This is a genomic window from Bacillus sp. DNRA2 (genome assembly GCF_012843265.1).
Classification (GTDB): Bacteria; Bacillota; Bacilli; order Bacillales; family Cytobacillaceae; genus Bacillus_BU.
Map to the genome: position 1 here is coordinate 49,319 of NZ_JABAIT010000023.1, position 10,708 is coordinate 60,026.

The 10,708-nt window shown below is 38.5% G+C and carries 13 protein-coding genes; 8 read left to right on the plus strand and 5 right to left on the minus strand.

Going from position 1 to position 10,708, the window contains the following annotated elements:
- The first annotated feature begins 183 nt into the window (after positions 1–183).
- The 4 genes from HHO41_RS17540 to HHO41_RS17555 all read left to right on the plus strand — a co-directional run bounded on the left by HHO41_RS17540 (position 184) and on the right by HHO41_RS17555 (position 3,681).
- Positions 184–1,476: a NosD domain-containing protein gene (locus tag HHO41_RS17540; protein WP_169101069.1), complete on the plus strand. Its 1,293-nt coding sequence runs from the start codon at positions 184–186 to the stop codon at positions 1,474–1,476.
- Positions 1,473–2,084 carry a nitrous oxide reductase accessory protein NosL gene (locus HHO41_RS17545; RefSeq protein ID WP_169101070.1) on the plus strand — a complete coding sequence of 204 codons (612 nt, stop codon included), beginning with the start codon at positions 1,473–1,475 and terminating at the stop codon, positions 2,082–2,084. Before HHO41_RS17540 ends, HHO41_RS17545 begins: the two co-directional genes overlap by 4 nt.
- Before the next feature lie 65 nt (positions 2,085–2,149).
- On the plus strand, positions 2,150–2,968 hold the full coding sequence (locus tag HHO41_RS17550; protein WP_169101072.1) for an ABC transporter permease subunit: 819 nt from the start codon (positions 2,150–2,152) through the stop codon (positions 2,966–2,968).
- On the plus strand, positions 2,965–3,681 hold the full coding sequence (locus HHO41_RS17555; protein ID WP_169101074.1) for an ABC transporter ATP-binding protein: 717 nt from the start codon (positions 2,965–2,967) through the stop codon (positions 3,679–3,681). Before HHO41_RS17550 ends, HHO41_RS17555 begins: the two co-directional genes overlap by 4 nt.
- Before the next feature lie 173 nt (positions 3,682–3,854).
- Here the strand turns inward: HHO41_RS17555 and HHO41_RS17560 are convergent, their stop codons facing one another.
- Both HHO41_RS17560 and HHO41_RS17565 read right to left on the minus strand, forming a co-directional pair.
- Positions 3,855–4,520 carry a response regulator gene (locus HHO41_RS17560; RefSeq protein ID WP_169101076.1) on the minus strand — a complete coding sequence of 222 codons (666 nt, stop codon included), beginning with the start codon at positions 4,518–4,520 and terminating at the stop codon, positions 3,855–3,857.
- A gap of 3 nt (positions 4,521–4,523) precedes the next feature.
- A complete protein-coding gene (locus tag HHO41_RS17565) occupies positions 4,524–5,348 on the minus strand; it encodes a sensor histidine kinase (protein ID WP_169101078.1) in 825 nt (274 codons plus the stop codon).
- 238 nt (positions 5,349–5,586) lie between these two features.
- On the opposite strand from HHO41_RS17565, the gene purU reads away from it, so the two are divergent.
- Positions 5,587–6,486, plus strand: a complete 900-nt coding sequence (gene purU / locus HHO41_RS17570; protein WP_169101080.1) for a formyltetrahydrofolate deformylase — start codon at positions 5,587–5,589, stop codon at positions 6,484–6,486.
- Positions 6,487–6,576: 90 nt separating this feature from the next.
- Here purU and HHO41_RS17575 read toward each other — a convergent pair whose 3' ends face one another.
- Positions 6,577–6,918: a cupin domain-containing protein gene (locus tag HHO41_RS17575; protein ID WP_169101082.1), complete on the minus strand. Its 342-nt coding sequence runs from the start codon at positions 6,916–6,918 to the stop codon at positions 6,577–6,579.
- Positions 6,919–7,097: 179 nt separating this feature from the next.
- Between HHO41_RS17575 and HHO41_RS17580 the strand changes: the two genes are divergently transcribed.
- Complete coding sequence (locus tag HHO41_RS17580; RefSeq protein ID WP_169101084.1) at positions 7,098–7,790, plus strand: Crp/Fnr family transcriptional regulator; 693 nt, start codon at positions 7,098–7,100, stop codon at positions 7,788–7,790.
- A gap of 99 nt (positions 7,791–7,889) precedes the next feature.
- On the opposite strand, the gene HHO41_RS17585 is transcribed toward HHO41_RS17580, so the two are convergent.
- Positions 7,890–8,138, minus strand: coding sequence for a DUF2249 domain-containing protein (locus HHO41_RS17585; protein ID WP_169101085.1), 249 nt, complete (start codon positions 8,136–8,138; stop codon positions 7,890–7,892).
- A gap of 16 nt (positions 8,139–8,154) precedes the next feature.
- Entirely contained in the window at positions 8,155–9,495 is a 1,341-nt protein-coding gene (locus HHO41_RS17590) for a putative bifunctional diguanylate cyclase/phosphodiesterase (RefSeq protein ID WP_169101087.1), read from the minus strand.
- 143 nt (positions 9,496–9,638) lie between these two features.
- On the opposite strand from HHO41_RS17590, the gene HHO41_RS17595 reads away from it, so the two are divergent.
- Entirely contained in the window at positions 9,639–10,088 is a 450-nt protein-coding gene (locus HHO41_RS17595; RefSeq protein ID WP_169101089.1) for a V4R domain-containing protein, read from the plus strand.
- Between the two features lie 115 nt (positions 10,089–10,203).
- The gene (locus tag HHO41_RS17600) at positions 10,204–10,584 is read left to right on the plus strand and encodes a YckD family protein (RefSeq protein WP_169101091.1); all 381 of its coding nucleotides are present in this window, start codon (positions 10,204–10,206) and stop codon (positions 10,582–10,584) included.
- Positions 10,585–10,708 lie beyond the last annotated feature (124 nt).

The following is a 10,708-nucleotide window of genomic DNA, read 5'->3' on the forward strand; positions in this document are numbered from 1 at the left end:
GGAAAGGATCTGAAGCAGAATTCAGGTCTTTTTATTTTGGCCTAACCGGCCGTCTTAAGCTTGTCGCCTCATAACGGGCCGTTTCCACTTTTTGATTCTGTCATAGGTTTGTCACAATTATAGCCATAAAGAGTCATATGTCGCCAAAAATCAACATGTTATCATAATGGTGAGGTGTGAGAAATGCAACTAATTCGAAGGTTAATCGGATTGCTACTACTATTGTACATAATCACTGGACTAACCACAGTTTCAGCTGAAACCAATTTGCAAGACATTATCAATAGCACCCCTGAAGGTAAGACGGTTGAACTTCCAAGTGGAACCTACACTGGGCCACTTGTCATTAATAAGTCGATAACGGTTATTGGTCAAAAAGGTGTGAAGATTATTGCTAATGGTGATTCTCCGGCACTTATTTTACAAAACAAGGGGGCAACCGTTAAGAATCTGAGTGTTGAAAATAAGGATGCTGATTACGCCATTTTCATCTCTGGATCAAAACATAGTCTTGTAAATGTTAACGTAAAGACGGCGCATATTGGGGTTCGTTTAAACGAAGCGAACAGTATTGAGGTTCGTGATGTAACGGTCATGGGCTACCAAGGTGCAGCTGATGAAGGCAATGGCATTGACCTGTATCGGTCAGAAAATAATGTGATTGCTAATAATACAGTTAAAGACATTCGTGATGGCATTTACCTCGAGTACAGTAGTGCTAATAAGATTTATGGCAATTTGGTCACCCGTTCACGATATGGTCTGCACTTTATGTACACTGAAAATAATGTTGTCCAGGACAATACGCTTATTAATAACCATACCGGAAGCATGATTATGGTTTCGTCTAATGAGTTATATGAGAATAATAAATTGTTAGAAAACAGGCAAAATGTTAACTCGCAAGGACTATATTTGTATGACGTTAACGAATCGAAATTTCAGAACAATCTGATTAAGGATAACCGAATTGGCATTATGATCGACAACACTTTTACAAATGAAATAACACGGAACATTTTCCAGGGCAATGCATTAGGGATTATTTTTAAACAATCCACGGATAATAACATTACTTATAATGATTTTAAAATAAATACAACGACGATTCTCACCTATGGGGATGGATCAAATCAAAATAATCTTTCAAAAAATTATTGGGACAATCAACAAGGGTTGGACATTAACGGTGATGGCTTAAGTGATCTAAAGGTTGTTGCAGATCCTTATTTTATGGAAATCACGGATAAGAATTCAGCTTTTCAGCTTTTCTTTCAAGCACCGGGAATGATGTTAATGGAAAAACTGTTTAAAAGTGATGAGGCGAGCTTAGTAAAGGATTTAACTCCAGCGATGTCACCAAATATTGAGGAGACAGAAGCTACAAGCTTAAACATGGGTATAATGTATATTTCTATACTATTCATACTGGTAAGTATTATTTTATTTACTTTGGGGAGGAAGAAAGTGCAATGAAAAAGAAATTGGGGTTATTAATGTTACTAATGGTGTTGGTGTTAGCCGTTGCCGGATGTAATTCTAGCGATTCAACAAAGGATACAAAGAAGAAGGACGAGCCTAAAACTGAAGAAAAGGTATCAGTAAAAGCTAAGCCAATTGATGAAGCAGTTGACAAATGTGAAAACTGTAAAATGGCGGTTGGGGATAATGCAGATGCGACTGAGATTGTCTTAAAAGATGGCAAAACACTTGTGTTTGATGACATCGGTTGTATGGTTAATAAATGGATTAGAGCAAATGGTACTGATGATATCGAAGCAGCATTTGTTCGTAGCCACCATGATAAAGAATGGTTAGATTATGAGAAAGCAGTATATGTATTTGATCCAAAAATCACGACTGCGATGGGCTATGGCGTTATTGCTTTTAAAGATGAAGCTGGTGCGCAAAAATTCATCGATAAAAATGGAATGGGTCAGATTATGACAAAGGCTGAGTTAGATAAGCATGAATGGCCACAGGATAAAAATAATATGACAATGAAAATGCACAATGATAGCATGGATGGCATGAAATCAGATGAAAGCATGAACATGGAAGATAGCATGGATCACGCTGAATAATAAAAATGTTGGATGAGGCTGATTTTTCAGCCTCATTCCATTGCAGCAGGAAGGAGGAGTTTTACGTGGATACATATATTTTCTTTCGTCAGGAATGGAAGTCATCCTTACGACAAAAATCATTCTATCTTTTTGCGGGCTTATTTCTATTAATTATGACCTTCATTTTTATGATTCAATTAAATATTGATGGTTTAAATAGCTTCACAAATGTTACTGCAACTGCCTTTAATGTTCTGCTCTATTCGCTTCCATTAATCGTTATGCTGCTGGGGTCTTTTTCGATAACTGAGGAAAGGGAAGCAGGACGATTTGCACTGTTATTAACGTATCCATTTAAAATGACATCCTTTATTATGGGGAAATATTTAGGACAACTGGTGACCCATATCATTGTCATCGCGTTTAGTTTTGGTGTGTTTACAGCAATGAGCTTCTTTTTTAATGGGACAACCTCTGTTACAGGTATACTACTAATATTTCTTTTTGCTGTAATGGTAACAGCTGCATTTTTAGCAATTGGTATTGTGATAGGCGTGCTTTCTTCAACACGTTGGCTTGCGATGATGGTGGCCATTGCTTTATGGTTTATTTTTATCATGATTTGGCCGATGCTGTTGATTGGTGCACTCAGTTTTTTAAAATTTAATTTAGTTAAACCGATCTTGTTAGCATTTACGGTTTTAAATCCAGCCGAGCTTTTACGCGTGTTCTTCGTCATTCAATTTGATGGAGGCTCTATTTTTGGCCAACAATACTATCAAATTATTGACTTTTTAAAAGGACCTCAATCCCTCATTTATTTGCTTGGTTACATCTTGTTCTATGTATTTGGGATGCTTGCAATATCTACTTTTCTAATAGGAAGGAAAGTTAGGAAATGAGCCAACCTATTTTAGAGATAAAAAATATTACAAAGAGCTATAATAAAAAGCAGGTTCTCACCCCCTTTTCGTTGCAACTTGATGCATGTCAAATAGGGGTGCTTGTCGGGGGAAATGGTGCTGGTAAAAGTACGATTATCAAAATGATTGGCGGTATCATTAAGCCAACTAGTGGAGATATCACGGTGTCTGGACTAGAATACCAGGACAGGAAAAACTATTTAAACAAAATTAGCTATATGCCGGATGATTATCATTTTCCGACTGGGTTAACGGTGAAGGAATGGCTATCCTTTTATGCCAAGCTTGCGCGTGCTCCTAAAGGGCATATAGAGAAAGCGTTGACCTTAGTAGGCTTGGAAGGTAAAAGTAATGAAAAACTAGGACATTTGTCAAAAGGGATGCGACAACGGCTAGTGTTTGCGCAAAGTTATATTCGCGATAGTGAGTTAATATTGTTGGATGAACCGACTAATGGACTTGATCCATATTGGGTATCTACGTTTGCTGATATTTTGTTACAGCTACGCTCACAAGGTAAAACTATTCTATTATCGACTCACCAGCTTGATGTGGCTTCGACAGTCGCTGATGTAATCGTGTTTCTGCATCAAGGACAAATCTATCATGAGATAGAAGTTAACGAGGTCGACCGCGATCAATTGCATACGAGATTGTATCAAATCAATAAAGAAATTTATGGTTTTAAATAAAAAAACAGAGACTCAGACGAAGTCTCTGTTTTTTACGTGCGCAATGATGTCTAGCTACAGCGGTTAGCCCCTCGAGGTCTTAAGCCAATCCGTCCAAAAGGTTAAAGGACAACCTTTCGGCCGGCTCGTCTTAAGCTTGTCGGGGCTGAACGAGCCGCTTCCGCCTTTCTTTTTTAGGGCTCAATCCATCCGTTTTCAATCGCGTGTCGAGTTAAGTGAACTCTGTTTTTGATCCCCAGCTTTTTTGTAATATTTTTCAGGTGATTTTTTACGGTGTATTCAGATATGTAGCTAATATCTGAGATTTCTTTATTAGTGTAGCCCTTTGCCACGAGCTTCAGAATTTCCATTTCGCGTTGTGATAATGGATTAGGGATTGCGCTTTGTTGTTCGCTTTTCTTAGGGTGACTCGAAATGGTCAGCAACATCTCATTAACCAAATCATAGGAGACAGGGATATTGTCTGAGACGACAGACTTTAAATATGGATACCAATCGCCAGGATTCACCTTTTTAATTAAAAAGCCTTGTGCCCCCTGCTTTAAGGCTTCAAACAAATGGGTGCTGTCTTCGGAAACCGTTAAGATTACAATAATGATATTTGGATGCCTTTCCTTAATTAGTTTAGTTGTTTTTAAACCGTCTAAGCCTGGCATATTAATATCCATTAATATCAAATCAGGCTCAATTTCATCTGCTAAAAAAATGGCCTCTTCGCCGCTCTTAGCCTCACCAACAATCATAAAATCCTCGTATTCACTAAGCTGTTCACGAATTGCTTCTCTGGCATGGGCATGGTCATCAACGATCAAAATTCTGGTGATTTTTGTATCGATCATGGTCTATCCCCCTTTGACAATGGAAAGCAACGTACCGCTGTGGTTCGATTCAATATTAAAATTCCAACCAATACTACGTGCGCGATCGTTCATAATTCTAACACCATGATGTTGTCCTGTATTGTTAGTTGGATGATAGCCAATGCCGTCATCCTTGATTTTACATACTAGCTTTAAATCCTGTTCTTTTGCACTAATATGGAGATTCGAACATTGTGAATGCTTCCGAACATTCATTAACGCCTCTTTCATAATCGAAAGGAGTTCTAGCTTTTCTTTATAGTTAAGGGATCGTTCCGGAAAATCCCAATCTAAATGTACTTTAATATCACTTTCCGTTTTTATTTCTTTCAATAGGCTCTTTAATGATTGATATAAATAAATTTGCTCAATTTCAAGTGGTGGTGTTCGTAAATTTTGGATGGACGTCCGAATATCCTCATATATGTGTTGAACGGTTTGCTTTATTTTATGAACTTCGGGTAATTGTTCATCTGTAACCTTTTTCTCTAGCTTGTTTACTTTAACCGATAATAGAAACAGAGACTGCGAGATTCCATCGTGTAGTTCCTGGGAAATATTTTGTCGTTCCTCCATCATTGCTTTGTAGGCTCGTTCTTGCTTAAGCTCCTCTTGAATTTTTTCCAACTTCCGAAACAAGGGTGTCGAGAAGATCAATGTAAAAAAGATAACAATCAAAGGTGACAACCAGTTTCCTGCATCCATTGAAATAAATTGAAGCAAATACTCATGACGAACATACTCCCATAACCCTACCATTAGGGCTGGTGATAACAAAATGGACCATTTAATAAATGAATATGACATGATAAAACCCCTCGATTTACTCGGTATTGAATTCTGAATTATTTGCCGGTTCTTGCTCGGTATAAGTATACCATAAAAATGGTTGGGCAATATCAAATCAATTTTTACGCAAACTGGAGTATGTTGGAGGTGCTTCAACCTCTTGGTAGTATCATTTGTTTGATTTTTTGAAAAAATATTTAAAATAATGCGTCGCTGCTTTATAATTTGAACTAAAAAGTGAAAAAGAGGACTGTGTATGAACCAGGACATTTATTCTAAATTAACGAATTTTAAAGAAGTGCGAAAAAATCGTGGTCGCCTCTTGGTCAATTGCCCAGACCAGCCAGGAATTGTGGCGGCTGTATCAAAATTTTTGTTTGACCATAATGCAAACATTATTGAATCAAGTCAATATTCCACTAATCCAGTTGGGGGAACTTTCTTTATTCGGATTGAGTTTGAATGTCCGGGTCTTCAAACCAAAAAGGAAGAGTTAACTCAACAATTTACAGATATTGCTGAGACCTTCAAAATGGAGTGGCAACTCTCGCTTGTGTCGGAAGTGAAGAAGATTGCTATCTTTGTCTCGAAGGAGTTACATGCTTTAAGAGAATTACTTTGGGAATGGCAGAGTGGAGATATGATGGCGGATATAGCGTTAGTGGTCAGCAATCATGAGGATTCGCGCGATATCATTGAAGCGCTGGGTATTCCGTTCTACTATACCCCTGCCAATCGTGAAAATCGGGCTGAAGTTGAAGCTCTGCAGCTTAAGCTGTTGAATGAGCACAAGGTCGATGCAATTGTGCTCGCGCGTTATATGCAAATTTTAACGCCAAATTTTGTAGCTGCGCATCCTTATCGAATTATTAACATCCATCATTCATTCTTACCGGCTTTCGTTGGAGCGCGCCCATATGACCGGGCCTACCAACGTGGGGTAAAACTGATTGGAGCAACAAGTCATTATGTAACGAACGATTTAGATGAAGGCCCAATCATTGAGCAGGATATTATGCGTGTCGACCATCGAGATGGAGTGGAGGACCTGAAGAAAATTGGTCGCTCGATTGAGCGCAGCGTGTTGGCTCGGGCTGTCCGCTGGCATTTGGAAGATCGCATCATTGTCCATGGAAATAAGACCATTGTGTTCTAGAAAAGTATAAAAAGAAGGCTGACTCTTGAGATTATGCGAGTCAGCCTTTTTATGTGATGGGGTGGTGGATTAAAGATGGATTAAGACTAATTAAATATTTTGCACGTAGCGCTCATCAGGGACCTTATTTAGCATGACATACAAACTAACCGGCGCATCGCCAGTATTTTTAAATGCCAGACTTTCATTTCCTGCACAATGAACGACTGTATTTTCACTTGCCTCAGCTGCAATTCCATCGATGGTAAATGTGCCAGTACCATTAAGGACAAGCAGGTAAACTTCTGTTCCTGGGTGTTCATGGGCTGGAAGCTCTTGCCCAGGCATGAAGTTTAAAATAAAAACGGTGCTGTCCCCTTTTTGAAAAATAATTCTCTTTGTAAAACGCTCTTCATTGTAAATAATCGATTCTTTAATTGATTTCTGTTCCATATAAAAATCCCTCCAATTAAAGTTTTAATGTTCATGTCTACAAGTTAATGATATCTATTATCATTTGCATCAGCCTTGATTTATATCAAGTTTTCTTAACAAAATGGTGATTTATTTCACAATTTTTTCAAAATAAATCGGTTATGCTAATAAATATGGATGAAACTTGAGGTGAGTTTATGAACTGTCAGTGTCATACACCGACCGGTTCCTGCGTACGGAATGTGCCAATATTTAAAGGGCTCAATGATGAGGAATTTTGCCAAATTCAACAAGCTGTGAACAGTCAAACCTATCAAAAGGGAAAATTTATTTTTCAAGAAGGTGAGCAGTCAGATACTTTATATATTGTACATAAAGGGATGGTGAAAGTTTCAAAGTTCTCAGATGATGGGAAAGAGCAGATTATCCGCTTGCTGTTTCCAGGTGATTTCTTTGGACAATACGCATTACTAGAAAATAAGCAGCATCACGCACATGCAGAAGTACTTGAGCAAGCTTCGGTATGCTCGATTCATAAAGATGATTTTCGGCAAATCCTTGAGCGGAGTCCAAATATTGCAATGAAATATATGATGGTATTAAGCGAGCGACTTCAGGCTGCTGATGAATGGATTGGCGCCATCAGCTTGATGGAAGTGGAAAGACGACTCGCCAAGGCCCTTCTTTCCTTTTATGAAAAAGAAAAAAAGCTTAATTTCGAGCTGCCCGTTTCTAAGAAAGACTTTGCGTCCTTAATCGGTACAACCCCGGAAACGTTGAGTCGGAAGTTAGTTTCACTCTCAGAGCTCAAGCTAATCAAGCTCAACGGCCGCAAAGGAATCGAGTTGTTTGATATCGAGGGACTCAAAGAAATTGCTGGATTGGCTTAATCGACGGAAAAGTAGCACCAATGGAGGTCATTGAAGCTATATTTTTGAGGTAAGCCGACCAAAAGTAGCACCAATGAAGGTCATTGGTGCTTTAGGTGTTTATGTCATTTTCAAGCTTAGCAGTCGGAAGTGGCCTGGTCCGAGCTCGTTAACAACACAGTCCTGACCCAAGCTCTCGATGGCAGCAACAAGTGGTTGCGCTGCATGAGGCAAATGAATTTCAAAAATTGTCCCGATTGGGGCATTTTGAATGGTTTCAAGAATTTCTCGTTTTGGGTGCATCCCCTTCTTCACTAATTCACGAATATCGATTACCATTCGTACGCCATCTTGCTTAATTTCTAGCATCGTACATTCCCCTTTCCTATTTTGAAAAATAAAGACTAACTCGTTCAGCTTCAATTGGTTTACTGATCAAATAACCTTGAATTACATCGCAATGCATACTTTTCACTTCATATTTTTGTCGACTCGTTTCAATCCCTTCGGCAACTACACCAATCTCTAGAGCGTGGGCCAGTGAAATGATTGCATTTGTTAAGACTTTGTTCTTTTGATTGGTTTCAATATCATGTATGAAGGAACGATCAATTTTCACATGATCAATTGGCAATTTACTCAAATAATGTAGTGATGAATAGCCTGTCCCAAAGTCATCAATTGAAATATGAATCCCAAGTTGTTTAAGTTGATTTAGGTTCGTTGTTGCTAGCTCAAAGTCTTGAATAATTGTATTTTCGGTAATTTCGATGATAAGCTCGGATGCTGACACGCCTGTTTCCGCAAGAATGCTTTTTACCGAATTTGGGTAATCACGAAGTAAAAATTGCTGTGGTGAAACATTTACTGCAATTTTAATAGAAGAGTAGCCTTGGTCGTTCCATTTCATTTTTTGTTTGCACGCTTCACGCAACACCCAATGATCAATTTGCATAATCATTCCTGCTTCTTCTGCAATCGGGATAAAATCAATTGGCATAAGTAAGCCATGCTCAGGATGATTCCAGCGAGTTAACACTTCAACACTGTCAATTTGATCATTGGCCAAATTTAACAAAGGTTGATAATACAAAACAAGCTCATCATGTTCAATCGCTTTACGTAATTGGTTTTCCAAAATAAAGGTTTCAAACTCCCCTGCCTGCTGTTCAGGCAAGAACCACTGGAATTGATTTTTACCAAGGCGTTTGGACCTGTACATTGCCATATCAGCATTGGTTATGAGCGATTCTAATGTTGTGCCATCAAATGGGTAGAGGCACAAACCAATACTAGCTGATATGTAAATATCCTGACCCAATAACGAGAAAGGCTTCGTTAAAGCATCAAGCAGCCGCTCGGCGATAATTTCGACAGCAGGCTTATCAATCAGGTTAGGTAATAGGCAAATGAATTCATCACCGCCAATTCTGGCGACAACATCTTGGTTGCGAATATTAGCCTTTAGTCTTTGCGCTGCTTCGATAAGCAATTCATCTCCACTATGATGCCCCAATGTATCATTAACTTTTTTGAAGCGATCTAAATCAACAAACATAATCGCAAAGCCATTATTGAACTGCTCTTTTTGAATCAATTTATCTAGGCACTGTATAAAGCAGCGGCGATTCGGTAAATTAGTAAGCGAATCTTGATAGGCTAAAGAATGAAGCTTGCGATAGAGATAACGTTCATTGGTTTTAGAAATTAATTCTTTCTCTCCCATCCGATCCTCCAATTTTTCATTCATTACAAAATCTATCCTAGTTATACAACCTATTCTTTGTTTAAACATTGATTTATATCAAGTACAAACGCAGCTATTTATATAAGAATAGAGTTAGATATCAATACATGGGGGAGATTTCGATGAGTGAATTTAACTTCGGCGATATGAAAAAAATTAAACGTGAAAAGCTTGGTAAAGATGTTCCGTTGGAGCTATTTCGAGCCATTCGCTTAATCGGTATGTATCAAGGTCTGCCGATGAACGGAAAAAGTACGACGCTTGCAATTGGACGAAAAATTGGAAGTAGTCTTCCGGCTAATTCAGTCGATGAGATTTTAAAAATGTTTGTCGATTTGAAAATTGGGATCCCTTCAATTGTTCGCGATACTGACAAGGAATTAGAAATTATCGTTGATGATTGCTTCTGCGAAGGCTTGCCGATTCATGAAGGAAAGATGGTTTGTGATTTAGAAGGTGCAATCTTGGAGGGAGCGTTGTCCAAGGTTTGGAACAGGCGCTTCATTATTAGAGAAACAGAGTGCAATGTTAATGGTGATCAGCATTGTAAGTATTTAATTACAAAATTGTAAGCTAGTGTAGTATTCGAAGCATGAGAAACAAAATCCTCCGTATTTTTGGAAAAAGATACATAAAAAAACTTTAGTTGGAAAACAATAAATCGACCAACTAAAAAGGAGGATTTTCATGCGGAAATATTTATGGAGTGCCCTTGTTACTTTGCTCCTGTCAGTGATGCTAATTTCGGTTGCCTATGGTCAAAAGAATGATGTGAGTAAGCCGGTGCAGCCTTCACAGCCTTCGCAACCGCAGGTTCAGTTAAATGAGCAGCAGAAAACAGAACTAGCTAAGCTACATAAGGACATTCTTGAGAAAAAGAAAGAAATGATTCAGAAGTATGTAGAGTTTGGGGTAATTGAAGAAGAAAAGGGCCAAATGATGATTGCTCATTTTGAGAAACACTACGAAATGATGGAGCAAAATGGTTTTATGATGCCGCATCATCCAATGAAGAGTCCAAGAGCTGAACAAGAGCCCGACCAAGATCATGTTCATGACCAAGATTAAACAAAGAGCTCAGTCGCTGACTGAGCTTTTTGTGCGACGGGCAGTCGCATGGAGTGTTGATCCAGTCAGCACTCTTCTTTTAATTATCTGACAGAGACGTCATTTCGATGAAACGACTGGTTGA